Annotated in this window: 17 protein-coding genes; 11 read left to right on the forward strand and 6 right to left on the reverse strand. The window is 69.2% G+C overall.

What is annotated here, in order from left to right; all coding sequences use genetic code 11:
• Positions 1 to 5: 5 nt before the first annotated feature.
• A complete protein-coding gene (locus C475_RS16270; RefSeq protein WP_006884956.1) occupies positions 6 to 251 on the reverse strand; it encodes a hypothetical protein in 246 nt (81 codons plus the stop codon).
• A 98-nt stretch (positions 252 to 349) separates the two neighbouring features.
• Here C475_RS16270 and C475_RS16275 point away from each other — a divergent pair, with 98 nt between their 5' ends.
• The gene (locus C475_RS16275; protein WP_006884957.1) at positions 350 to 577 is read left to right on the forward strand and encodes a DUF7860 family protein; all 228 of its coding nucleotides are present in this window, start codon (positions 350 to 352) and stop codon (positions 575 to 577) included.
• Between the two features lie 29 nt (positions 578 to 606).
• Here the strand turns inward: C475_RS16275 and C475_RS16280 are convergent, their stop codons facing one another.
• The 3 genes from C475_RS16280 to C475_RS16290 form a co-directional block, all read right to left on the reverse strand.
• Positions 607 to 1,782, reverse strand: coding sequence for a M20 family metallopeptidase (locus tag C475_RS16280; protein WP_049930778.1), 1,176 nt, complete (start codon positions 1,780 to 1,782; stop codon positions 607 to 609).
• Between the two features lie 2 nt (positions 1,783 to 1,784).
• The gene (gene lysA, locus C475_RS16285; protein ID WP_006884959.1) at positions 1,785 to 3,056 is read right to left on the reverse strand and encodes a diaminopimelate decarboxylase; all 1,272 of its coding nucleotides are present in this window, start codon (positions 3,054 to 3,056) and stop codon (positions 1,785 to 1,787) included.
• 712 nt (positions 3,057 to 3,768) lie between these two features.
• Positions 3,769 to 4,239 (reverse strand): PUA domain-containing protein, encoded by a 471-nt coding sequence (locus C475_RS16290; protein WP_006884960.1) that lies wholly within the window; start codon positions 4,237 to 4,239, stop codon positions 3,769 to 3,771.
• Between the two features lie 187 nt (positions 4,240 to 4,426).
• Here C475_RS16290 and C475_RS16295 point away from each other — a divergent pair, with 187 nt between their 5' ends.
• Both C475_RS16295 and C475_RS16300 read left to right on the forward strand, forming a co-directional pair.
• Positions 4,427 to 4,612 carry a hypothetical protein gene (locus C475_RS16295; RefSeq protein ID WP_049930780.1) on the forward strand — a complete coding sequence of 62 codons (186 nt, stop codon included), beginning with the start codon at positions 4,427 to 4,429 and terminating at the stop codon, positions 4,610 to 4,612.
• A 126-nt stretch (positions 4,613 to 4,738) separates the two neighbouring features.
• A complete protein-coding gene (locus tag C475_RS16300; RefSeq protein WP_049930782.1) occupies positions 4,739 to 6,292 on the forward strand; it encodes an HVO_2922 family protein in 1,554 nt (517 codons plus the stop codon).
• Positions 6,293 to 6,345: 53 nt separating this feature from the next.
• On the opposite strand, the gene C475_RS16305 is transcribed toward C475_RS16300, so the two are convergent.
• Together C475_RS16305 and C475_RS24430 are read right to left on the reverse strand one after the other, a co-directional pair.
• Positions 6,346 to 6,843 (reverse strand): LabA-like NYN domain-containing protein, encoded by a 498-nt coding sequence (locus C475_RS16305; protein WP_006884962.1) that lies wholly within the window; start codon positions 6,841 to 6,843, stop codon positions 6,346 to 6,348.
• A 43-nt stretch (positions 6,844 to 6,886) separates the two neighbouring features.
• Entirely contained in the window at positions 6,887 to 7,069 is a 183-nt protein-coding gene (locus C475_RS24430; protein ID WP_006884963.1) for a hypothetical protein, read from the reverse strand.
• Positions 7,070 to 7,283: 214 nt separating this feature from the next.
• Here C475_RS24430 and C475_RS16315 point away from each other — a divergent pair, with 214 nt between their 5' ends.
• The 8 genes from C475_RS16315 (at position 7,284) to dapB (ending at position 23,121) form a co-directional block, all read left to right on the forward strand.
• On the forward strand, positions 7,284 to 8,273 hold the full coding sequence (locus C475_RS16315; RefSeq protein ID WP_006884964.1) for an NAD-dependent epimerase/dehydratase family protein: 990 nt from the start codon (positions 7,284 to 7,286) through the stop codon (positions 8,271 to 8,273).
• Positions 8,274 to 8,397: 124 nt separating this feature from the next.
• Entirely contained in the window at positions 8,398 to 9,456 is a 1,059-nt protein-coding gene (locus tag C475_RS16320) for an NAD(P)-dependent glycerol-1-phosphate dehydrogenase (RefSeq protein WP_006884965.1), read from the forward strand.
• Between the two features lie 821 nt (positions 9,457 to 10,277).
• On the forward strand, positions 10,278 to 13,529 hold the full coding sequence (gene ileS, locus C475_RS16325) for an isoleucine--tRNA ligase (protein ID WP_006884966.1): 3,252 nt from the start codon (positions 10,278 to 10,280) through the stop codon (positions 13,527 to 13,529).
• Positions 13,530 to 13,935: 406 nt separating this feature from the next.
• Complete coding sequence (locus tag C475_RS16330; RefSeq protein WP_006884967.1) at positions 13,936 to 15,192, forward strand: Glu/Leu/Phe/Val family dehydrogenase; 1,257 nt, start codon at positions 13,936 to 13,938, stop codon at positions 15,190 to 15,192.
• 316 nt (positions 15,193 to 15,508) lie between these two features.
• Positions 15,509 to 20,044 carry a glutamate synthase large subunit gene (gltB, locus tag C475_RS16335; protein WP_006884968.1) on the forward strand — a complete coding sequence of 1,512 codons (4,536 nt, stop codon included), beginning with the start codon at positions 15,509 to 15,511 and terminating at the stop codon, positions 20,042 to 20,044.
• A gap of 132 nt (positions 20,045 to 20,176) precedes the next feature.
• Complete coding sequence (locus C475_RS16340) at positions 20,177 to 21,127, forward strand: winged helix-turn-helix transcriptional regulator (RefSeq protein WP_006884969.1); 951 nt, start codon at positions 20,177 to 20,179, stop codon at positions 21,125 to 21,127.
• A gap of 306 nt (positions 21,128 to 21,433) precedes the next feature.
• On the forward strand, positions 21,434 to 22,360 hold the full coding sequence (gene dapA, locus C475_RS16345; RefSeq protein ID WP_006884970.1) for a 4-hydroxy-tetrahydrodipicolinate synthase: 927 nt from the start codon (positions 21,434 to 21,436) through the stop codon (positions 22,358 to 22,360).
• Positions 22,357 to 23,121: a 4-hydroxy-tetrahydrodipicolinate reductase gene (gene dapB, locus C475_RS16350; RefSeq protein ID WP_006884971.1), complete on the forward strand. Its 765-nt coding sequence runs from the start codon at positions 22,357 to 22,359 to the stop codon at positions 23,119 to 23,121. The genes dapA and dapB overlap by 4 nt, the downstream gene beginning before the upstream one ends.
• Positions 23,122 to 23,129: the final 8 nt, after the last annotated feature.

Raw genomic sequence — 23,129 nt, forward strand, 5'->3', positions numbered from 1 at the left:
GTCGATCAGGCCGTGGGCTCGGCGCCGCGCAGCCGCGGGAAGACGATGTGGTAGGCGACGTTCAGCGCCGCGTAGAGGAGGACGGCACCGAGTGCGGCCTCCCAGAGGCCGAGCGTCGTCTGTCCGGCGGTGAGGTTCGACAGACCGGCCCGTTCGGCGAGCGCGCCGACGACGGTCAGCGTGCCCGCGATCGCGACGTACAGGACCAGGCCGAGCGCCTCGGCGACCGGTCCGAGCAGGAGTTCTCGCATTGAGACCGCGTATGCGACACCGGACCATATGGTTTCCGTGACACAGCGTGACGAACTCTCACGGTGAATTTTTGCCGTGAGAGGGGATATCGGAGTCCATGGCGCACCACGCAAGCAGGGACTACACGAAACTCGCGAAGACCGGGTTCTTCCTCGGTGTCGCGCTGTTCGCCCTCGGCGGGCTGGGCGAGATCGTCGGATCGGCGGCCTTCGGCGGGCTGCCGGGCTGGGAGCAGACGCTCCTGTTCGATATGGAAGTGCTGGGTATCGCCCTCGGACTGTTCTCGCCGTTCCTCTTCGGAGTCGTCGCCCCGTTGGTCGAGTGAGTCCGACCGGGAACCCTCTCGGCGTCGCCTTACAGTAGCCCGTCGACGGCGTCGCGGACGGCGCGCGCGGCCGCCTGGACCTCCTCGCGGCGGACGTACTCGCGCTCGCTGTGAGCGACGGCACCCTCGTCGTCGGCGAGGTCGCCGGGACCGAACACGACCGTCGGCGCGTGTTCGGCGAAATAAGAAGCTTCGGTCGCAGCGCCGAACGGCCGCACCTCGCCGCCGCTGGCGGCCGCCAGCGCTTCGACGAGCGGGTCGTCCGGGTCAGTCGCGAACGCGGCCAGGAATGGCGTCTCCCGCGGCGAGAGCGACACGTCGAGGTCCATCCCCGAGGGAACCCACTCGGAGAGGTGGGCCGCCAGTCCGCTCTCGAACTCCTCAGGCGTCTCCGGGGGTACCGGTCGCCGGTCGAAGGTGAGCACGCACTCCTCGGGCACCTGGTTCGACACCTCGCCGCCGTCGATCACGGTCGGCGTGAGCGTCGGTCGCCCGAGCGACTCGTGTTCGTCCGGCCCGCGTGCTCGCGGCTCCCGACTGTCGCCGCTCGCTCCGTCCGAGGCGCTTTGCGCCCCGCGCTCGTCGTACGTCTCCATCGCCTGGAGTATCGGCGCCATCGCTCGAACGGCGTTCGCGCCGCTCTCGGGCGCGGCCGCGTGAGCGGCGATACCGGTGACGGTCACCGTCCCCTCGTACTGGCCGCGGGCGGCGTTGCACACGTCCAGCCCCGTGGGCTCGCCGACGACGAAGCCGTCCGCGTCGAGCGTCCCCGCGAGGTGGGCGGCGCCGGTCTGGACCGTCTCCTCGTCCGGCGTGATCGCCAGTGTCAGTCGGTTTCCTCCCCTGACGCCGGCGCTGAGGAACGCGTCGACGAGCGCCGCGAGCGGCCCTTTCGCGTCACAGGCGCCTCGCCCCTCCACGACCTCGCCGCCCTCGCGTTCGGCGAAGGGAACGTGCGGCGGGACGGTGTCGATGTGCGTGTTCAGGACGAGGTGGTCCCCCTCGTCAGAACTGGTTTTCGCCACGTCGCCGGCCTCGTACCCCTCGCCGGTCCGCGTCGCGAGCGTGTTGCCCGCCTCGTCGACGACGGGGTCGGCGCCCGCCTCTTCGAGCGTCTCGACCAGCAGGTCGCGCATCCCCTCGACGGACTCGTGAGACTCGGTCCGGACCGCCCGCTCGTGGAAGCCGAGGGTATCGAAGCTCATCGTCACCGGTCTCCCGCCGCCGCATCGCCGGCCCGGTCACCGGATTCACGCTCGACCCGGGTCACGTCGTCCATCGTCTCCCGGCGGCGGACGACCCGGGTCTCGCCGCCCTCGATGGCGACCTCCGCCGGACGCGGCTGAGAGTGGAACTGGTTGGCGAGCTCGTAGCCGTAGGCGCCCGCGTTCCCGATCGCGAGCAGGTCTTCGCGCTCGGGCCGGGCCACCGGCCGGTCCGTGCAGAACACGTCCGCGCTCGTACAGCACGGGCCGCCGACCGCGACGGGTTCGACCGCCCGCTCGGGCGCCGAGACGTTCCCGATGGGGTGGTAGGAGTCGAACATCGCCGGGCGGATCAGCGTCGCCAGCGACGCGTCGACACCGACGACGGTCGCCTCCGGCGTCTCCTTGACCGTGTTCACCTCGGTCAGGATCACCTCGCCGTCGGCGACGACGTACCGACCGGGTTCGAGCTTGATCTGTGCGTCGAGGTCGCCGACGGCCTCCCGGACCTTCTCGCCGACGACTTCCATGTCCAGGGGCTCCTCGTCCTCGCGATAGGGAACGCCGAACCCGCCGCCGAAGTCGACGAACGCCAGGTCCGAATCGCCAACCTCGCGGGCCAACTCGGCCACCTTCGCGATGGCCCGGCAGTGGTCCTCGAGGTCGTCGTGCAGCACGCCCGACCCCGCGTGGGCGTGCAGGCCGACGAGGTCGAACCGCTCGCGCAGGTCGGCCGCCAGTTCGGGGACCTCGTCGTAGGGGATGCCGAACTTGGCGTCCTTGCCGGTCGCGACCTTCTCGTGGTGGCCCGTGCCGATGCCGGGGTTGACCCGGATGGCGACGCGCCCGTCGTAGCCCCGCGCTTCCAGCCGGTCGAACGTGTCCCGCGCGCCGCCAGTGACGGTCAGTCCGGGGTGGTCGGCGCCGAGTTCGGCGGCGTAGTCCAGATCGGCGTCCGGCGGATTGACGGCCGTGTACTGCAGCGTGTCGGGGTCGGCGCCCGCCTGGATGGCTCGCTGGAGTTCCCCGCGGGCCGCGCACTCGATGTCGGCGCCGGCGTCCAGCAGCGTCTCCAGCACCGCGCGGCCGGTGTGGGCCTTCGCGGCGTACATGACGTGGGCGTCGGGGAACGCCGACGCGAACCGCTCGTAGTTCTCGGCCACGCGGTCGAGGTCGACGACGTACAGCGGCGTACCGTGTTCGGCCGCCAGCGACGACAGCTGGTCGAAGTCCCAGTCCGCGACGCGGCGTACCGGCGGCGAGGAGTGGCTCATTGGCGGTACACGGGCACGGCGCGATACAAGCGTTGCGAACCATCTTTTTCGCGAGGGGGTCGCCGACGGCGACCCCCTCGCCAAAAACATGGGTGAAAAAGGCCGGACGACTCAGTCGCTTCGCTCCCTCGCGTCCGGTGAACCGGCGCCTGCGGCGCCGGATACTGCCAGTGACCGTCGTGGCGCGCGCTGGAGCGCGCTCTCGTGCGCGCGACGAAGCCGCGCGAGGGATGAGGGAGGGAGCGGAGCGACCGAACGAATCGGCTGGGGAGGGTCGTGGCCGTCTGCGGTGCTGTACGTGGTGGTGCAGTCCTGGTGTCCTCGTGAGTAGCGAGGGAGCGAAGCTCCCTCGGACCGTTCGCGCGGCGCTGCCGCGCGAAGACGAAGCGAACGAGGGCTCAGGAGANCCTCGTGAGTAGCGAGGGAGCGAAGCTCCCTCGGACCGTTCGCGCGGCGCTGCCGCGCGAAGACGAAGCGAACGAGGGCTCAGGAGAGCGTACTCTCCTGGTGGACTGAACGGGCGAGCGGGTCGAGGGCTTTCATCGCCTGCTGCCGACTGCGGTCGATCCGATTCAGAGCGAGCGCGCCGACGGCTTTCACCGCGTGCTGTCTCTGTGAAGTGCAGTAGCGAGTGCCTATGACGTTCGACGTGCGCCGTCGCTCGGTTCCGGTTCACGACAGTTCAGCCGGAGACAGCTCCTCGACCCGAGAGTCACGCACTCTCTTCGGCGCCGTCGCGGACGAACACGGCCATTCCGGTCTCGAAGTCGCCCATGCCCTCGCCGCTCAACTCGGCCCGGCCGACGGCGAGTACCTCGCCGCGCTCGTGCGTGACGACCACCTCGTCGCCCGGTCGGATCGCGGGGTCGGCCGCGGAGACGAACTTGGCGAAGACGTTGCGCTCCTCGCGGACGAACGGCTCGCTCTCGTCGCCGACGACGACGCTGTAGCGCCCGTCGGACAGACCGTCGTGCAGCCGTCGCCCGCCGGCCACGCCGAGGGTGAACCGCCCGTCGGTCGCGTAAGTGACCAGCCGGCCCTCGTCGGCGAGTACCTGTCGCGGCCGCCCGGAACTGGTGTGGGTCACCTCGGGGTCGCCGTCGTCGAACAACGCCCCCGCGGCGCCGCGGCCCCACTGGTAGTCGGCCACCCGCGTCAGCATCGCCCGGTCCTCGTCGTCCATCGCCTCTCCGTTCGCCCTACCCCGTCTTGTATCTGTCTCACTCCCCCGAGCCCGCGGGTCGGTCCCCGATAGCGCACGTTCCACGTTACCACATACCGATATGATCCGATTCGATCACGATCGATCATAGCCGTGTGACGCGGTTTCAGGAGAATTTATACGGATCGATTACCAAACTACGGTCACGATGACAGAGACAGATACACGGAAAGTGGCGTTCGGGGTCGTGCTGCTGGCGATCAGCACGGTTCTCATCTTCGGTCCGGGAGCGCTCGACGTCGCCGTTCCGGTCGTCGCCATCGCCGCGGGGGCGCTCGGCCTCGCCGCCGGTGCCCTCCTCGTGGGCACCTCGGACCCGGGTCGCCCGGTCTGAAGACGCACCACGGGCTCCGCCCGATTTTGCGGTTTCTCCCCGTTTTCGTCGCCCGACAGTGACGCGCACGCTGTTGAAGCGTAGCACATCTTTATCTGTTTAGCCGCCGATTATTTAATTTGTAACATGTCTAACGAGCAGTCAAATCCGGATGCGATGGTCCAGTGGTACCGGAATCGTATCGCGGAACCGACGACGAACGACGAAGTGTACGGCTACTGGGTGTTCGTGTTCGGCATCCTCCTCGGGGTACTGGGCATGCTGCTGTTCCTGACGAGCGACGTGACGACGGCGACGACGACCGGCAAGTCCGGGATCGCGCTCGCGGCGATCTCGCTCGTCCTGCTGATGATCGGGCCGGTGATCCGCCTGCCGCTACGGCGGACGGCGAACCTCGTCTCCTACGCCGGCGGGTTCGTCGCCCTGCTCGGCGTGGCCGGGTTCCTGGTCGCCTATCCCGGCTGGCGGTCCTCCGGGCTGGCCGTCCCCGTCATCTCGGTGTTCGCGCTCGGTCTCGTGCTGGTCGCCGTCGGCGCGGCGCTGGTCCCCCTCGTCGGCGGGTCCCGGCGAGCCCCGACCACCGAGGCGGACGCGGCGGTCGCCGACCGCGATGGCGACCCCGGCGCCGAGACCACCGACACGGCCGAGACGGTCGACACTGCGGCGGCGGAGTCGGACACCGATCCGGACGCCGAACCCGTCGCCGAACCGCCGAAGAGCAAGGCGCGCTTCGAGGTCTTCCAGGACCGCGGCGGGAAGTGGCGCTGGCGGCTGCGCCACCGCAACGGCAACATCATCGCCGACAGCGCCCAGGGATACAGCTCCCGCCAGAAGGCCGAGCAGGGGTTGGCGAGCGTCCGCAAGAACGCCCCCGGTGCCGACGCCGTCCGCGAGGAGGTCGAGGTCGAACCGGAAGAGGAACCGGCCGACGCGCCGTATCCGCCCGGCGAGAGCCAGGGAACCTTCGAGATGTACGAGGACGCCGCCGGGGAGTACCGCTGGCGGCTCGTCCACCGCAACGGCAACATCGTCGCCGACGGCGGCGAGGGCTACGCCGACCACGATGCGGTCGACGACGCCGTCGAGCGCGTCCGCGAGCAGGTCGGCCCCGCCGACTACCTGCGGATCGACCCGACGGCCTTCGAGGTGTACCGCGACGCGGCCGACGAGTGGCGCTGGCGGCTCATCCACCGCAACGGCGAAATCCTCGCCGACGGCGGCGAGGGGTACGCCTCCCGCACCAACGCACAGGACGGCATCGGGCGCGTCCGCGAGAGAGCCGCCGACGAGGGCGCCTTCGAGGTCTTCGAGGACTCGGCCGGGGAGTACCGCTGGCGGCTCGTCGCGAGCAACGACGAGATCATCGCCGACGGCGGCCAGGGCTTCGCCTCCGAGCGCGGCGCCCGCGACTCCATCGGACGAGTCCGCGAGTACGTCGACGAGGCCAGCGCTCTGGACTACCGCGGCGCGGCCTTCGAGATCTTCGAGGACTCGGCCGGGGAGTACCGCTGGCGGCTCCGCCACCAGAACGGACAGATCCTCGGCGACAGCGGCGAGGGCTACGCCTCCCGCACCGGGGCCATCGACGGCCTCCGGAGCGTCAAGCGCAACGCGCCCAACGCCGGTCTAGACGACCTGGACGCGGGCGACGACGCGGACTCGGACGGCGACGAGGAATAACGCGGTCCGCGATTTTTGCGGTTCACAACGGCCCCAGCGGAGCGGTTCCGCGCTCAGAGGAGGAACCGCTCGACGTCTTCGCTCATGTCGGTGAAGTCGTCGGCGGCGGCGACCAGTTCTTCGGCGGTCGATTCCTGGAACGCGACGACCTCGGTTCGGACGCCCTCGTGGCGCAGGTGCGAGCAGAGCCGCGAGAAGTCGCCGTCGCCGGTGGCGAGGACGACGGTGTCGACGTGGTTGGCCAGCGTGACGGCGTCTAAGCTCATGCCCACGTCCCAGTCGGCCTTCTTCGAGCCGTCGCCGAAGGTCTTGATGTCCTTGATACGCGTCTCGAAGCCGATGTCGACGAGGGCCTCGAAGAAGGACTCCTCCTCGGGGGAGTCGGCGCGGATGACGTAGGCGACGGCGCGGGTCAGCTGGCGGTCGGCGACGGCGGCGTCGAGCAGGGAGGCGTAGTCGATGTTGCGCGTGTAGAGACTCCGGGCGCTATGATAGAGGTTCTGCGCGTCCGCGAGCACCGCGACGCGCTGTCCTGGATGGACGTTTTCCATGCCGATTGGTGGCGGGCCCGCTCGGATAGCTCTTTGGCTCTGTTCAGGTCCAGGCCGTGAGACACTCCAGCGAACAGAAGGGTAAATCCACGGTCGCGCTCGCGCCCCCGTCGGTCCGGGCCTCCGCCTCGTCGTCCTCCTGGCCGTCCCCGTCATCGTCGGCGTCGACGTGCGCCCGAAGCGTGTACGCTGGTTCCCCGTCCGCCCGACAGTTCGCACACTGCATGGACGACAGTCACATCCGAACCCACGTAGTTATTCACCGTTTAACACCGCTCTTGCATCCGAATTCGCCGTCACGTCGATAGCGCTCCCGAGGGCGATAGAGGTGGACGGTGCCCTCGGTAGCCGACGGGAACCGGACGGACGCGGGGAACGACGGAGCCCGGGGATCGCCCGCGGGTCACCGGGTTTAACCGGGTCAGCGACGAATCTCAGGTATGACCCGACACGCGCTGTTCGTCGGCGGCACCCGCTTCATCGGCCGCCGCGCCGTCCGCGAGTTCCGCGACGCCGGCTACGACGTGACCGTCTTCCACCGCGGCGAGCACGAGAGCCCCTTCGCCGACGACGAGGCGGTCGACCACCTCCGGGGCGACCGCACCGACGACGGCGACCTCGCCGACGCGGCCGCCCGCGACCCCGACGTGGTCGTCGACCTCGTCGCGTACCAGCCCCGAGACGTCCGGACCGCGACCCGGGTCTTCGACGACGTAGACGCCTACGTCTACGTCTCCAGCGGCGCCGCCTACGGCGATGAGGCCGTGCCCAAGCGGGAGGGCGAGACCGCTCTCGAACCCTGCACCGACGACCAGGCGACCGACGACTCCGGGGGGACCTACGGGCCACGCAAGGCCGAGGGCGACCGCGCGGTCTTCGCCGCCGCCGAAGCGGGCGTGAACGCGATGAGTCTCCGGCCGTGCGTCGTCTACGGTCCCCACGACTACACCCGGCGATTCGACTACTGGGTTCAGCGAGTCGCCAACTACGACCGGGTTCTGATCCCCGGCGACGGCACCAACCTCTGGCATCGCGTGAGCGTCGAGAACGTCGCCCGCGCGCTCCGCGTCGTCGCCGAGGAGGGCGCCCCCGGCGAGGCCTACAACGTCGGCGACTGGACGCTGCAGACGCTGCGGGAGACCGTCGAGACCGTCGCCGACGCGCTGGGGACCGACGTGGATGTCGTCACCGCCGGCCACCGCGAACTCGCCGCGGGCGGCCTGGAGCCGTCGGACTTCCCGCTGTATCGGGACCCACCGCACGTGCTGGACACGAACAAACTGCGGTCGCTCGGGTGGGACCCGCAGGCGCCGACGGAGGCGGTCGCCGAGACCGTCGAGGCGACGCCCGAGCGCGACGCCGACGAGGCCCAGCAGGGCCCGGACCGGGCGGCCGAGGAGCGGGTGTTGGGCGTGCTCGACACGCTCTGACCGCGTATCGGCCGCCGGCGCCGTTGTGGCGGACCCGACCGGCTCGAACGGCGGACCCGACGACGCCGCTCCGGCGTCGAGTGCGACGGCAAGCGTTTTGCCGGCCGACCGCGCATACCTCGGCATGTTCGACAAGTCGACGTGGATACGGCTGCCGCGGAACGTCGTGGTGGGTCACGGCGTGCTCGACGAGGCCGCGGCGGCCGTCGAGGAACTCCGGCTCCACGGCGACCCGCTGGTCGTCACCAGCCCGACCCCCGCCGAAGTGGCCGGCGACCGGGTCGTCGCGGGCTTTTCGGACGCCGGGTTCGACCCGCGGGTCGTCCGTATCGAGGAGGCGACCTTCGGCGCCGTCGAGGAGGTCATCGAGGTCGCCGCGAGCGACGACGTGGGCTACCTCGTCGGCGTCGGCGGCGGCAAAGTCATCGACGTGGCGAAGATGGCCGGCGAGGACGTGGGCAAGGGCTTCGTCTCGGTCCCGACCGCCGCCAGCCACGACGGCATCGTCTCCGGCCGCGCCTCCATCCCCGAGGGCGACACCCGCCACAGCGTCGCCGCCGAACCGCCGCTCGCGGTCGTCGCCGACACCGAGATCCTGGCCGACGCCCCCTGGGAGCTGACCACGGCGGGCTGTGCGGACATCATCTCCAATTTCACCGCCGTTCGGGACTGGGAACTCGCCCACCGGCTGAAGAACGTCGAGTACCACGAGTACGCCGGCGCGCTCTCGCGGATGACCGCCGAGATGCTCGTCGAGAACGCCGACTCCATCCGCCCGGAACTGGAGGAGTCGGCCTGGATCGTGACGAAAGCGCTCGTCTCCTCCGGCGTCGCGATGTCGATCGCCGGCTCCTCGCGGCCGGCGTCGGGCGCCGAACACCTGATCTCCCATCAGCTCGACCGTATCGCGCCCGAACCAGCCCTGCACGGCCACCAGGTCGGCGTCGCCTCGATCATGACCGAGTACCTGCATTCCGGGCCGAAGGGCCAGTGGCAGGACATCCGCGACGCGCTGGCCAGCATCGACGCGCCCACGACCGCCGAGGAGCTGGGGATCGGCGACGAGGTCGTCATCGAAGCGCTGACGACGGCCCACGAAATCCGGGACCGCTACACGATCTTGGGCGACGGCATGAGCGAGGCCGCGGCTCGTGACGCCGCGAGTGTGACCGGCGTTATCTGAGTTCGGAGTCGGCGGTTCGATCGGTCGATTTGACGGAGTCGCTCGTTGTCTCTGGTTCCTCCGTGCGAGCCCGGCGCCGACCGCCGACTCCGCGACGACCGCTGATTCTGTGACGACCGCAAACAGCGTGAAAGCCCCGACGCGTTCGGCTTCCGGGCCTCGTTGCGCTCCTCGGCCGCCGTCAGAGCAAGCTCTGACGAGCCCTCGCTCGCTCCGCTCGCGAGGACTCCGGCCTGCGGTGCTTACATCGTCCGGGTTCGCCGAACGCGTCGCCCCTTTCATTCCCACCTGTTCAGACTGTCTGATCAGCCGACACGGGTGGGAATGGAAGGGGCTGCCCGCTCCGGGAAGCACGGCGCAGTAAGCACTGGAACGAGCGGAGCGAGTGAAGCGCGCAGCAAACCGCGCGACCGGAGCGGGCAGGGGCTTTCACGCTGTTCGCTGCCGTGCTGTCCCCGTCAGTCGCAGTCGCCGTGACACCGCTCTCACCTTCTGCGACCCCCGATACCGAACCCCAAACGCCCGAAACCGATTTACCGATAGATACGAAATCTACGGGTAATGACGCGGCACCGCGTGCCCGCCGCGACGGTCTCGATTATCGCCCCGTCAGGGGCGTAGTACCAACTTTCTCGGGGCACGACGGTTCCGCACCCGGTGACGCCAGTCCCGTCAGGGGCCCGCCCGTCGGACGCCGGCCGGTCACCACCCCCCGGGTCCGCTCGTGCCGTGAGTCACGTTCCGCAAGCGGCGGCTGATTCGTCTCAGTGACGCTCAGTCGCCCGGATTGCCCGCGAACCGACACGACGAGACACATCTACATGCCCGAACGACTACCCGACCACTACGACCCGAACGCGGTCGAACAGCACGTCAAACAGCACTGGACGGACGCCGACGCCTTCCCCGGCGTCGACGCGCCCGCGGAGACCAGCCACGCCTACGAGTACGCCAAACGCCGCGCCGCCGAGCGGGGTGCCGAGGCGGACGAGGAGCCGTTCTCCTTCCTGGACGGGCCGCCCTTTACCAGCGGGCGGATGCACGTCGGCAACGCCTGGGGGAAGGTACTCAAGGACGCACTCCTGCGATATCACCGAATGTGCGGCCGCGCCGTCCTGGCCCGGCCGGGCTACGACACCCACGGCCTCCCGGTCGAGGTGAACGTCGAGCGCGATCACGACTTCGAGACGAAACATGCCGTCGAGGAGTACGGCGTCGACCGCTTCGTCGACGAGTGTCGCGCGTTCGTCGAGGACCAGCGCGCCGTGATGGACGAGGAGTTCCGCGACCTGGCGGTGTGGATGGACTGGGACGACGTCTACCAGACGATGGACCCGGAGTACGTCGACACCGTCTGGGACGCCTTCGCCGCCCTCTACGAGCGCGGCCTGGTCGAGCGAGGCGACCAGGTGGTCAACACCTGTCCGCGCTGCGAGACGGCGGTATCGGACTCCAGGCTGGAGTACGACGACCGAACGGTCGACGCGGTGTACGTCGGTTTCCCGCTCGTGGGTGCCGGCCGCGACGGGACTCTCCTCGCGTGGACGACGACGCCGTGGACCGTGGTGGGCAACCAGTTCGTCGCGGTCGACGCCGACGGCGAGTACGCGGCCGTGGCGGTGGACAGCGATGCCGTCACCACGGTGGGGCCGCTCTACGTCGCCGCCGAGCGCGTCGACGCGGCGATGGACGCGCTGGGCGTCGCCGACGGCGAGTACGCGGTCGCGGAGACGCTCCCGGGGAGCGACCTCGTCGGCGCGAGGTATCGCCACCCGCTCGCGGAGCGGCTCCCGGACCACCCGACGCCGGAGGGAACGGTCGCCCACGCCGACTACGTCGAGACGGGCGGCGACGGGACCGGATTGGTCCACTCTGCGCCGGGGTTCGGCCACGAAGACTTCGAGCGCGCCAGCGAGGGGGACCTCGACCTCCCGACCTACTCTCCGGTGACCCTCGACGGGCGATTCACCGACGAGGCGGGACCGTTCGCGGGCCTGGCCGTTCACGGGGAGGGCCGGCGGGCGGTGGCCGACGCGCTCGACGAAGCGGGCGCCCTGTTGGGGAGCGAGCGGTTCACCCACGAGTACCCACGGTGTCCGCGGTGTGACACCGACGTGGTGATGCGCGCGGCCGAGCAGTGGCTGGTGCGCGTGACCGGCCTGAAAGCCGACCTCCTCGACGCCGTCGAGGAGACGACCTGGTACCCCGCCGAGACCCGTGACGGCCGCTTCCGCAACACCGTCGAGGCGGCGCCTGACTGGAACGTCTCCCGCCAGCGCTACTGGGGGAGCCCCCTACCCGTCTGGCACTGCGAGGGCTGCGGCCGCGACACCGTCGCCTCCTCGCGTGCCGACCTCGCCGAGCGCGCCGGCCTCGACGAGGTGCCCGAGGACCCGCACCGCCCGGTCGTCGACGAAGTGACCGTTCCCTGTCCGGACTGCGGGAGCGAGGCCGAGCGCGTGGCGGACGTGCTCGACGTGTGGTTCGACTCCGCCGTGGCCTCGTGGGCCAGTCTGCGCGAGCGCCCGAGCGAGACCCCTCGCCCCGAGAACTGGCCCGCGGATCTGGTCGTCGAGGGCAACGACCAGACGCGCGGCTGGTTCCTGATGCAACTCTATCTCGGGGTGGCCTTCGCCGACCGGGCGCCCTACGAGGAGGTGCTGATGCACGGCTGGGCGCTGCTGGACGGCGAAGGGATGTCGAAATCGCGCGGCCACGTCCTCCGCCCGCCCGAGGTCGCCGACGCCCACGGCCGCGACGCGCTGCGAGCGCATCTGCTCGGTCACGAACAGCAGGGACAGGACGTGACGATGACCTCCGAGATGACCGGCGTGGGGACGACCCGCGAGCGCTTCGACGTGGTGTGGAACGTCGCCCGCTTCGCCGCGATGTTCATGGCCGAGGACGGCTACGAGCCGTCGGTCGCCCTGGTCGCCGACCCCGACGAGCGCCGAGTGCTCGACGAGTGGGTCCTCGCGCGCCTGCGCGAGGTGGCCGAGCGAGCGACCGCGGGCTTCGAGGAGCGCGAGCCGAACGTCGCGCTCGACGCCGTCCTCGACTTCCTCGTCGCGGACGTCTCGCGCTACTACGTCCAGACGGTCCGCGACCGGGTGTGGACGCCCGACTCGACCGCGGACAAACGGGCGGCCTACGACACGCTCGGGACCGTCCTCGGCGTCTGCGTCCGGCTGCTCGCGCCGTTCGCGCCCCACCTCGCCGAGCGGCTGTATCGCGCCCTCGACGGCCCTGCCGACGCGGGCGAACCGACCGTCCACGCGACCGACTGGCCCGACGCCGACGCGCTCGGTCTCCCCGACGAGTCCGAGCTGGTCGAACAGGTGGGCGCCCTCCGTGCGGTCGAAGGGGCCGTGGCGACCGCCCGCCAGGAGATGGGGCGCAAGCATCGCTGGCCCGTCGTCGAGGTGGTCGTCGAAACCGACGAGGAACGAGTCGCGGCGGCCGTCGAGACCCACCGCGAGTTGCTCGCCGACCGCACCAACGCCGCGGCCGTCTCGCTGACCGACCGCTACCCCGCTCGCGAGCGCGTGATAGTCCCCGAGATGGACGCCGTCGGGCCGGCGTTCCGCGACGACGCGGCGGCCGTCGCCGACGCCGTCGAGGGGCGACCCGCCGAGGAACTGCCGCTGACGGCCACCGTCGACGGCGCCGAGTACGAGGTGACCGCGGAGATGGTGTCAGTGGTCGAGCGCGTCCCCGACGGGGTGCGACGAGTCCCGTTCGACGGCGGGACGGTCTACGTCGACGAGTCGCTGCCCGAGGGACTCCGCAGGGAGGGGCTAGCGCGCGACGTCACCCGGCGCGCACAGGAGATGCGTGCCGACCTCGACCTGGCGGTCGACGAGCGGGTCCGGCTGACGGTCCGTACCGACGACGAGGCGCTCGCGGCGGCGGTGACCGACCACGCAGCGGACGTACGGAGCGCCGTCCGGGTCGACGACCTGACGGTCCTCGCCGGTGGTGACAGCGGCGCCGACGCTCACACTCGCGAGTGGACGGTCGACGGGTCGGCGGTGACGCTGGCGATGGAACCGACCAGCGGGTCGCGAGCCTGAGTGATCGATGCACCGCGGAAGGATAGGATGGGATGGGATGTCGCCGTTGGCGGGGAACGGGAGCGTGTGACCGTGCCGCGCCCCCGGCATGTGCAGGTGACTCGTCGCGGGGCATAAAGGGCCGTCAGACTTCGGGCTGACGACCGGCAGACGCCGGCCGATTTCGGGGTGAGATCGCAGTGCGACGACGTGATCGGCCGGCGTACTGGACCCCCACGTTTCCGTCCCGGCCGACTGTCCGACACGCTCGCGAACTTGCTACGGTATCGCGCTCGCCCGCACCTATTATGTAAATAAACACCTATTATTGTCTGCATCCCCTTGCTGTATAATAATTTAACGGAATGCGCGCAGATTACTGTATGAATCCGATTTATTTTTACCAGAAGTCTACGAGCGTCCACGCATGGGATCCGACGTAAACCCGTTCGAGAGCCTACAGGAACAGATCGACGAGGCCGCGCAGTACCTCGACGTCGACGAGGGCATGCTGGAGCGGCTGAAAAATCCCGAGCGCATCCTGGAGACGAACCTCTCGGTCGAGATGGACGACGGTTCGGTCGAGGTCTTCCGCGCGTACCGGTCGCAGTTCAACGGTGACCGCGGTCCCTACAAGGGCGGCATCCGCTATCACCCGCAGGTCTCCCGCGACGAGGTCAAGGCGCTGTCGGGCTGGATGGCCTACAAGACCGCGACCGTCGGTATCCCGCTCGGCGGCGGCAAGGGCGGTATCATCATCGACCCCGACGACTACTCCGAGGACGAACTCGAACGCATCACGCGCGCCTTCGCGACGGAACTGACCCCGCTCATCGGCGAGGACCGCGACGTGCCCGCGCCCGACGTGAACACGGGTCAGCGCGAGATGAACTGGATCAAAGACACCTACGAGACCCTGGAGAACACCACGGAGCCGGGCGTCATCACCGGCAAGGACCTCTCCAGCGGCGGCAGCGAGGGCCGCGTCGAAGCGACCGGTCGCTCGACGGTCATCGCCGCCCGCGAGGCGTTCGACTACCTCGGCGAGGACATCGCCGACGCCACCGTCGCCGTCCAGGGCTACGGCAACGCCGGCTGGATCTCCGCGAAGCTCGTCGACGAGATGGGCGCCGACGTGGTCGCCGTCTCCGACTCCAGCGGCGGTGTCTACACCGAGGACGGCCTCGACCCCGTCGCCGCCAAGGACCACAAGCGCGAGACCGGGAGCGTCGCCGGCTTCCACGGCGCCGACGAGGCGGTCACCAACGACGAGTTGCTCCAGCTCGACGTGGACCTGCTGATCCCCGCGGCCCTGGAGAACGCCATCGACGAGGCGATCGCCGAGGGCGTCCAGGCCGACGTGATCTCCGAGGCCGCCAACGGTCCGATCACCCCCGCCGGGGACGACGTGCTCGAAGAGAAAGATGTCGTCATCGTGCCCGACATCCTCGCCAACGCCGGCGGCGTCACCGTCTCCTACTTCGAGTGGGTCCAGAACCGTCAGCGCTTCTACTGGTCGGAGGAGCGCGTCAACGAGGAGCTCGAAGACATCGTCGTCGAACAGTTCGACACGCTCGTCGACGCCTACGAGGACCACGACCTGCCGAGTATGCGGGTCGCGGCCTACGTCGTCGCCATCCAGCGCGTCCTCGACGCGGCCGAACAGGCCGGCACCTGGGCCTGAGCGACGCTCACCCCCCGGTCCTGATGCGACTGGTCCGCCGCCGGGCCAGATGTCCCCACTCGACTCTGCTATCGTCGTGAGAATCTTTTCGATCCTGCGGTACTTATTCCAGGAATGGCCAGTAATACCCGATATCCGATAGTGTTTTACCTGTGAAACCGAGTAATGAAGTACGTTCGATCACGCGATAGATCCCTGACGAACGATCTGGACATTGTATGTCTGGGAGGCTCCTTATACTCCTAAGTATGGATATAACAGTCATATAGTCTATCAGGCAAAGCGTTTTATCGAGGTACCGGGTAGGTCCGAGGACATGAGTGCGTTCTCTCGCGACGACGAGGACCACCGGCTGGCAGACCCGGCCGACGCACGGTCCAACTGTGGCGTCGGGGTCGTGATGGACCTCGACGGCGACGGTGGGCACTGGGTCCTCTCGGACGGATTGGAACTGCTCGAAAACCTCGAACACCGCGGCACCACGGGCGCGGAGGAGTCGACCGGCGACGGCGCCGGCGTCATGATCCAGACGCCACACGGCTTCTTCGCCGACGAAGTCGACGCCGACCTGACACCCGGCGAGTACGCGGTCGGCTCGCTCTTCCTCCCGAAGGACGACGACGAAGCCCGCGAGGACCTGAAGGGCGTCGTCGACGACCGGTTCGCTGCGGAGGGCCTCGACGTGGTCGCCTGGCGGTCCGTTCCGACGGACAACGCCGACCTGGGACAGACGGCGCTGGACTCCGAACCCGAGATGGTTCAGGTCTTCGTCGAGTCCGCGGACGGGCTGACCGGCGACGAGTTCGACCGACAGCTGTACGCCGCCCGGCGCGCCCTGGAGACCCACGTCGAAGAGCGCGAGCCCGCCGGTCACGAGCGGTTCTACGTCGTCTCGCTGGCCACCGACAGGGTCGTCTACAAGGGCCTGCTGAAGGGGGAGCAGGTCGCCGACTACTATCCGGACCTGACCGACGAGCGCGTCGACACCACCTTCGCGATGGTCCACGCCCGTTTCTCGACGAACACGCTCGGGGCGTGGCACCTCGCTCACCCCTACCGGGGCATCATCCACAACGGCGAGTTCAACACCATCCAGGGCAACATCAACTGGATGCGCGCGCGGGAGACGGACCTCGACTCCGACGCGTTCGACGACGTGGACAAGCTCAAGCCGATCATCGACGACCCCGACCAGTCCGACACCGCGAGCGTCGACAACGCCCTCGAACTCCTGATGCTCGAGGGCCGTGACCTGCCCCACGCCCTCCGGATGCTCATCCCCGAGGCGTGGCGCGGCGAGGCCAACGCCGTCACCGGCGAGCGCCGCGACTGGTACGACTACCACGCCTCACTGGTCGAGCCCTGGGACGGGCCCGCTCTGGTGGCGGCCACCGACGGCGACCGAGTCGGCGCCGTCCTCGACCGCAACGGCCTACGCCCGTGCCGATACGACGTGACGACCGACAACACGCTGGTCATGGCCAGCGAGGCCGGCGCGCTGGAGACCGACCCCGCCGACATCGAGGAGCGCGGCCGGCTCCAGCCCGGCCAACTGTTCCTCGCCGACCCCGAGGAGGGACGGGTCATCCCCGACGCGGAGGTCTTCGACGACCTCACCGACGAGAAGTACGGCGAGTGGGTCGCCGACGAGCAACTCGATCTGTCGGATATCAACTCCGACCCCGACAACCTTCCCCAGCGAGAGATCGACCAGCTTCGGGCCTATCAGGCACAGTACGGCTACACCTACGACGAGGTCGACCACCTCCTCGAACCGATGGCCGAGAAGGGCAAAGACCCCGTCGGCTCGATGGGCGACGACACGCCCCTCTCGGTCCTGTCGCAGTTCAACCGACCCCTCTTCACCTACTTCAAGCAGCTGTTCGCGCAGGTCACCAACCCGCCGCTGGACTACATCCGCGAGGAACTGGTCACCTCCCTGGAGTCCCGGCTCGGTCACCAGCGCAACCTGCTGGACGAATCGCCCGAACACGCCCGTCAGCTCGTTCTCGACTCGCCGATCCTCACCGACCAGCAGACCGAGGCGATCCGCGACCTGGACGACAACGGCATGTCCTCGAAGGTCGTCGACATCACCTACGACCCCGACGAGACCGACCTACGCCAAGCCGTCGAGGACGCCCGCGAGGTCGCCTCGGAGGCGGCGACCGAGTACGACGTGATCGTCCTCTCCGACCGCGACGCGGGCGAGGGCCGCATCGCCGTTCCGAGCCTCCTGGCCGTCGGCGGCGTCCATCACCACCTCGTCCGCAACGGCCTGCGCAACCACGTGGGGCTCGTCCTCGAATCGGGCGATCCCAGAACCGTACACCACATGGCGACGCTGGTCGGCTACGGCGCCGGCGCCGTCAACCCCTACCTCGCCTACCAGACCATCGAAGACCTGGTGGCGGGGCCGGACGGCGCGGAGCTGTCGACCGCCATCGACGCCTACGTCAACGCGCTGGAGGACGGCCTCCTGAAGACGATGGCAAAGATGGGTATCTCGACCGTCGAGAGCTACCAGGGCGCCCAGATCTTCGAGGCGGTCGGCCTCGCTTCGGACTTCGTCGCGGAGTACTTCGAGGGCACCGCCAACCGCACCGAGGGCATCGGTATCGAGGAGATCGAGGAGGACCTGCTCGACCGCCACGAGGTCGCCTGGGGCGACGACCCCGACCTCGAACGCCAGGGCGAGTTCGAGAACCGTTCCGGCGGCATCCACCACCAGTGGAACCCTTCCACCGTGGGCAAGGCCCAGCAGGCCGTTCGAACGGGCGACTACGAGCGCTACAAGGAGTTCGCCGAGGAGATCAACGACCAGAACGAGCAGCTCCAGACGCTGCGCGGGCTGCTGGAGTTCGACTCCGACCGCGAGTCGGTCCCCATCGAGGAGGTCGAGCCGGTCGAGGAGATCGTGAAACGGTTCGAGACCGCCGCGATGTCCCTGGGGAGCCTCTCCCCGGAGATGCACGAGAACAACGCCATCGCGATGAACCGGCTGGGCGCCCACGCCAACACCGGCGAGGGCGGCGAGCCGCCCGAACGGTTCGACACCGAGAAGAACTGCAAGACCAAGCAGGTCGCCTCGGGTCGCTTCGGCGTCACCAGCAACTACCTCGCCTCGGCCGACGAGCTGCAGATCAAGATGGCGCAGGGCTCCAAGCCCGGCGAGGGCGGCCACCTCCCCGGCAAGAAGGTCAACGAGATGATCGCCCACGTCCGCTACGCGACCCCCGGGGTGGGGCTCATCTCCCCGCCGCCGCTGCACGACATCTACTCCATCGAGGACCTCAAGCAGCTCATCCACGACCTCAAGGCCTCCAACCCCGACGCCGACGTCAACGTCAAACTCGTCGCCGAGGACGGCATCGGCACCATCGCCGCCGGCGTCGCCAAGGCCAACGCCGACAAGGTCCACATCTCGGGCCACGACGGCGGCACCGGCGCCTCGCCGAAGACGAGCATCAAGAACGCGGGCCTGCCGTGGGAACTCGGCCTCGCCGAGGCCAACCAGATGCTCCGCGCGACGGGCCTGCGTTCGCGCATCGAGGTCACCTCCGACGGCGGGATGAAGACCGGCCGCGACGTGGCCGTCGCGACCCTGCTCGGCGCCGAGGGCTACGCCTTCGGCACCGCGTCGATGGTCACCTCGGGCTGCGTGATGGCCCGGCAGTGCCACGAGAACACCTGCCCCGTCGGCGTCGCGACCCAGAACGAGAAACTCCGGGACCGCTTCCCGGGCGAGCCCCAGCACGTCATCAACTACATGAGCTTCGTCGCCCAGGAGTTCCGGGAGATCATGGCCGAGTTGGGCTTCACGACCGTCGACGAGATGGTCGGCCGCCCGAGCGTGCTCGCCCAGCGGACGGACGTGGACCAGCCCAAGGCGAAGAAGGTCGACCTGCAGGGCGTCATCGCCGAGCCCGCCGGCGACGACGACCGCTACAAGACCCGCGAACAGACTCACGAAGTGAGCGAGGCGCTCGACTGGGACCTCATCGAGGAGGCCGAACCCGCCATCGAGTCCGCCGAACCCGTCGCGATCTCGACGGACGTGGACAACACCAACCGCGCCGTCGGCGCGACGCTCTCGAACGCGATCTCCGACGAGTACGGCGGCGAGGGGCTGCCGGACGACACCGTCGAGTGCCGACTGGAGGGGACCGCCGGCCAGAGCTTCGGTGCCTTCCTCCAGCAGGGCGTCACGATGGATCTGGTCGGGAGCGCCAACGACTACGTCGGCAAGGGCCTCTCGGGCGGGAAGCTGATCGTCCGGACGCCCGACAACGCCAACTACGACGCCGCCGAGAACGTCGTCATCGGCAACGTCGCGCTGTACGGCGCGACCCAGGGCGAGGCCTACGTCAACGGCGTCGCGGGCGAGCGCTTCGCCGTCCGCAACTCCGGGGTGAAAGGCGTCGTCGAGGGCGTCGGCGACCACGGCTGTGAGTACATGACCGGTGGCGCCATCGTCGTCCTCGGCGACACGGGGAAGAACTTCGCAGCCGGCATGTCGGGCGGCGTCGCCTACGTCTACGACCCCGACGGCAAGTTCGCCCGGTCGGCGAACACGGGGATGGTCTCGATCGACCCGACGCCGGACGAGATCGACCGGTCGATGATCACGCGGCTGGTCGAGAACCACGCCGAGTACACCGACTCCGACCGCGCGGCGGAGCTACTCGCCGACTGGGACGACGCGCTCGACGACTTCACGAAGGTGATGCCCGACGCCTACGCCGAAGTCATCGCCGAGCGCGAGCGCGCCGACGTGCGCACCGAACTGCCGGAGCCGGCCGCCCCCGCCTCCGCGTCCGGCGCCGCCAGCCAGGGACAGGCCGACGACTGACGCGGCCGTACCCCGCCGGATTCGAGCAGTCGCATCTTTTCACCCGCGGCGACAGTTCGAGTGTCGTCGCAGTCCTGCGAATTTCGCTCGGAGCGGAAGGCATATATCCGTCCGCAGGCTGTGGATCTGCCAATGAGCCGAGCGGACCGCGGAGCCGACCAGCCGCGAGCGGTGATCCACCGGCGGATTCTCGACGTGGCCGAGTCGAACCCCGAGGCGTCGCTGGCGGCGATCGCCGAGGAGGTCACCGGCGCCTCTCCGAACCTCGTCGAGCGCGTCCTCGACGAGTACGGCGACCCCGGAAACGAGCCCGAATCGGGCGACCAGAACGACCAAGACATGAACGCGACGGACCCCGCGACACCCGAAACGGACTCCGCGAACGGACAGGGGGGATCGGCGACCGACGAGCCCACCGAGACGCCGGCGGCCACTGACCTCTCCGAGAAACAGCGCCGGACGCTCCGGGTGCTGTACGAGCGTCCCGGCGCCTCGCAGGGCGACCTGGCCCAACAGCTCGACGTGACGCGAGCGACGGTCAGCCGCCGCCTCAACGCGATCCCCGGCTTCGACTGGAGTGACCGCCGCGAGTTCGCCGAATCGGTCTTCGACCGCCCCGACCGGTCCGCCGCGGATGCCGAGACGGAGGACGATTCCGGGCCCGTTGCCGAGGAACGGACCGAAGCGACCGACTCCGAGGCGGCCGACGAGAGGGGCGACGACGGCATCGACACGGACGGCACGGAGACCGACGCGGCGGGTACCGAACAGTCGAACGACGGAGACGCGGACCTGTCGTCTGACGGGAGTTCGTCGCGCGCCGAGAGACGGGAAGCAGTCGATCCGGCGGCCCTCGACGCCGTCGAGGGAGCGCTCGCCGACCTCGAAGCGCGTATCGAGGCGGTCGAATCGGAGGCGGCCGGATCGAAGGCGGTCGAATCGGAGGCGGCCGGATCGGAGGAGTCGTGCGGGACCGCGCTCCCCCCGGAACTGGCACACAAGGTCGTCCACGCCTGCATGGAGTCCGACCGACTCACCGAGGACGAGGAACTGGACGTGCTGCGGGCGTTCATGGAAGAGTGAGTCAGACCTCCCGGTCGCGCTCGTCGGCGGCCGACGGTCTCCGCAACCGATAAGTCGTTTCGCGCGTCTCTCTGGTATATGGTTCACCCAGCGCTCGCGGTCGATACCGCCGTCGAGCCGGGTGTATCGGTCGCTTCTCCGAAACGCAAACGGTCGGAAGGCTCCCGGCGAGCGTAGCGCACTCGTCGCGGGCCATCTTCGTCCGGTCGCGAACTCCTCGACACCGCCGGTCGTCGAGCGGGCCGCGACCGTCCGCACCGGCCACGACCCACGCAGCATATCACCCACCCACGCGAACACCGACCAATGACGACGTTCCAGTTCCGCGGCGTGTACCCCGCAATGTGTACGCCGTTCGACGACGACGGTAGCATCGACTTCGAGACACTCCGAACCGACGCCCAGCGGCTCGAACGCGCGGGCGTCGACGGGCTCGTCCCCTGCGGTTCCACGGGGGAATCGGCGACGCTCACCCACGACGAACACATCGAGGTCGTCGAGGCGGTCATCGACGCCGTCGACGACGTGCCCGTGATCGCCGGCTCCGGCTCGAACAACACCCGCGAGGCGCTGTCGCTGTCCCGCCGCGCGGCCGACGCCGGTGCCGACGCGCTCCTCCTCATCTCCCCCTACTACAACAAGCCCGAACAGCAGGGGATCGTCGACCACTTCGAGACAATCGCCGACGAGATCGACCTGCCGCAGATCGTCTACAACGTCCCCTCCCGGACCGGGTCCAACATCGAGCCCGCCACCGTCGCTGAACTCGCCGAACATCCCAATATCCAGGGCTACAAGGCCGCAAGCGGCGACATGGGACAGATCAGCGAGATCGTCGAGCGGACTCGGGACACCGATCTCGACGTGCTCTCGGGCGACGACGGCATGACGCTCCCGATGCTCTCCGTCGGCGGGACGGGCGCGATCAGCGTCGCCGCGAACATCGAGCCCGAGCGGACCTGTGCGATGGTCGGCGCGGCGCTCGCCGGCGACTTCGAGCGCGCCCGCGAGATCCACCACCGACTCGGTCCCCTGTTCCGCGAACTGTTCGTCGAGACCAACCCGATCCCGGTCAAGGAGGCCATGGGGATCCGCGGGTACAGCTCCGCGCGGATGCGCTCGCCGCTGACGCGCCTCTCCGAGGAGCACCGCGACGACCTGCAGGCGATCCTCGACGCCCTCGAATCCGAAACCTTCGATTACGAGGACGACTACGCCGAGATCGAACGATGAGCACGGCGATCGCGGTCAACGGTGCGGCCGGGCGGATGGGACGGACTGTCATCGAGACGGCGAGCGAACGCGACGACGTCGAGGTCGTCGTCGGCTTCCACGCGACCGACGCCGGCGATATCGGCGGCGTTCCGGTCGTCGAGAGCGACGGGGTCGCCAGCGCGCTCGCCGAGCACGACGTGGACGCCGTCGTGGACTTCTCGACTCCCGAGGCCGCGCTCGGGATCGTCGACGCCTGCATCGCGGCGGACGTGGCGCTCGTCGTCGGGACGACCGGCTTCGACGCCGAGGGGTTCGACGCGCTCGAAGCGGCCAGCGACGAGATCCCCGTCCTCAAGGCGACTAACTTCTCGCGTGGGATCCAGGTGCTGCTTCGGACCGTCACCGAAGCCGTCGGCGCGCTCGACGGCTACGACCTGGAGCTGATGGAGACCCACCACAACGACAAGGTCGACGCGCCCTCCGGCACCGCGAACACGATTCTGGAGACCGTGCAGGACGAGCGCGACGTGGAACCGGTGTACGGGCGCGAGGGCCACGCCCCCCGCGACGAGGACGAGATCGGCGTGTTCGCCCGTCGAGCCGGCGACATCCGCGGCGAACACGAACTCGTCCTCGCCGGCAACGACGAGGTCCTCAGCCTCTCGCACCGCGCGGAGGACCGGGGAGTCTTCGCCGCGGGCGCGCTCGACGCCGCGGGCTGGCTCGTCGACCGGGGCGACGGCTGGCACGAGTTCGACGACGTGATCGACGAGGACTGAGCGACCCG

Origin of the sequence: Halosimplex carlsbadense 2-9-1, assembly GCF_000337455.1 — an archaeon.
In the GTDB taxonomy this organism is placed as follows: domain Archaea; phylum Halobacteriota; class Halobacteria; order Halobacteriales; family Haloarculaceae; genus Halosimplex; species Halosimplex carlsbadense.

Excerpts from the sequence above, each read along its gene's own strand:
- C475_RS16270 (WP_006884956.1), bottom strand. The coding sequence starts at position 251 with ATGCGAGAACTCCTGCTCGGACCGGTCGCCGAGGCGCTCGGCCTGGTC.
- C475_RS16275 (WP_006884957.1), top strand. The coding sequence starts at position 350 with ATGGCGCACCACGCAAGCAGGGACTACACGAAACTCGCGAAGACCGGG.
- C475_RS16280 (WP_049930778.1), bottom strand. The coding sequence starts at position 1,782 with ATGAGCTTCGATACCCTCGGCTTCCACGAGCGGGCGGTCCGGACCGAG.
- lysA (WP_006884959.1), bottom strand. The coding sequence starts at position 3,056 with ATGAGCCACTCCTCGCCGCCGGTACGCCGCGTCGCGGACTGGGACTTC.
- C475_RS16290 (WP_006884960.1), bottom strand. The coding sequence starts at position 4,239 with ATGGACGACGAGGACCGGGCGATGCTGACGCGGGTGGCCGACTACCAG.
- C475_RS16295 (WP_049930780.1), top strand. The coding sequence starts at position 4,427 with ATGACAGAGACAGATACACGGAAAGTGGCGTTCGGGGTCGTGCTGCTG.
- C475_RS16300 (WP_049930782.1), top strand. The coding sequence starts at position 4,739 with ATGTCTAACGAGCAGTCAAATCCGGATGCGATGGTCCAGTGGTACCGG.
- C475_RS16305 (WP_006884962.1), bottom strand. The coding sequence starts at position 6,843 with ATGGAAAACGTCCATCCAGGACAGCGCGTCGCGGTGCTCGCGGACGCG.
- C475_RS24430 (WP_006884963.1), bottom strand. The coding sequence starts at position 7,069 with ATGCAGTGTGCGAACTGTCGGGCGGACGGGGAACCAGCGTACACGCTT.
- C475_RS16315 (WP_006884964.1), top strand. The coding sequence starts at position 7,284 with ATGACCCGACACGCGCTGTTCGTCGGCGGCACCCGCTTCATCGGCCGC.
- C475_RS16320 (WP_006884965.1), top strand. The coding sequence starts at position 8,398 with ATGTTCGACAAGTCGACGTGGATACGGCTGCCGCGGAACGTCGTGGTG.
- ileS (WP_006884966.1), top strand. The coding sequence starts at position 10,278 with ATGCCCGAACGACTACCCGACCACTACGACCCGAACGCGGTCGAACAG.
- C475_RS16330 (WP_006884967.1), top strand. The coding sequence starts at position 13,936 with ATGGGATCCGACGTAAACCCGTTCGAGAGCCTACAGGAACAGATCGAC.
- gltB (WP_006884968.1), top strand. The coding sequence starts at position 15,509 with ATGAGTGCGTTCTCTCGCGACGACGAGGACCACCGGCTGGCAGACCCG.
- C475_RS16340 (WP_006884969.1), top strand. The coding sequence starts at position 20,177 with ATGAGCCGAGCGGACCGCGGAGCCGACCAGCCGCGAGCGGTGATCCAC.
- dapA (WP_006884970.1), top strand. The coding sequence starts at position 21,434 with ATGACGACGTTCCAGTTCCGCGGCGTGTACCCCGCAATGTGTACGCCG.
- dapB (WP_006884971.1), top strand. The coding sequence starts at position 22,357 with ATGAGCACGGCGATCGCGGTCAACGGTGCGGCCGGGCGGATGGGACGG.